Source organism: Psychrobacter sp. 1Y4, from assembly GCF_051847555.1.
The window spans coordinates 1-700 of sequence record NZ_JBPYDE010000569.1; the positions used below are offsets into that span (position 1 = coordinate 1).

At 42.1% G+C, this 700-nt stretch carries 2 protein-coding genes; both read left to right on the top strand.

Annotated elements, in window-relative coordinates; all coding sequences use genetic code 11:
* The coding region (locus ACS8FC_RS17605; protein ID WP_439297741.1) for an EAL domain-containing protein at window positions 1-383 on the top strand (383 nt) is incomplete at its 5' end.
* A 74-nt stretch (window positions 384-457) separates the two neighbouring features.
* A partial coding sequence (locus ACS8FC_RS17610) for a c-type cytochrome (protein ID WP_439297742.1) occupies window positions 458-700 on the top strand: 243 nt, incomplete at its 3' end.

Consider the following 700-nt stretch of genomic DNA (forward strand, 5'->3'; position numbering starts at 1 on the left):
GTGTGTTAACATTACAATTTAACGAAAAAGACATCTCAGATCATTTAACTGTGGCAAAATCTCAGTTTTCGGCCCTTAATGAAGTCAGCTGTCAAATGGGCATCAATAACTTTGGATCTTCTGCCAAATCTATCGAAATTGCCAATTTAGTGCAGCCGGACGTCGTGCGTTTGGCCCGTAACTATGTACAAGATATCCACTCAGCAGATAACTTAGACACGGTTAAGTCACTTATCACGCGTACCAATGAGGTAAATGTTGATGTGCTAATGCCGTATATTGAAGATGCAGCGACTATGTCAGTCGCATGGAGTGTGGGTGCGCGCTATCTGCAAGGATACTATTTAGAAGAGCCTAGCAAAACGCTAAAAATCGCCAGTTAACATATTGCGATGCTACAAAATCTTTATCGCTAATGCTCACAATCGTTAATGCTCACCAACCAAAGATTGCCAAAATGTCTATTATTAATCAATATCAAATAAGCAGTCTTTTTGCCGTTGTTTTATTGCTCACTGCTTGTGAGCATACACCGCCTGATCATCGCGACCCTGTGACCTTGCCATTGTATACTGAAGGAGATGCAGTTAACGGCGCATTGATCTATAAAGATGCCTGTGGTCAGTGCCATCAACGTAATGCTGGTCTCAATAAAAAGGGGCCACAATTAATGAATATATACGGCGCGCCAGCTGCTGAG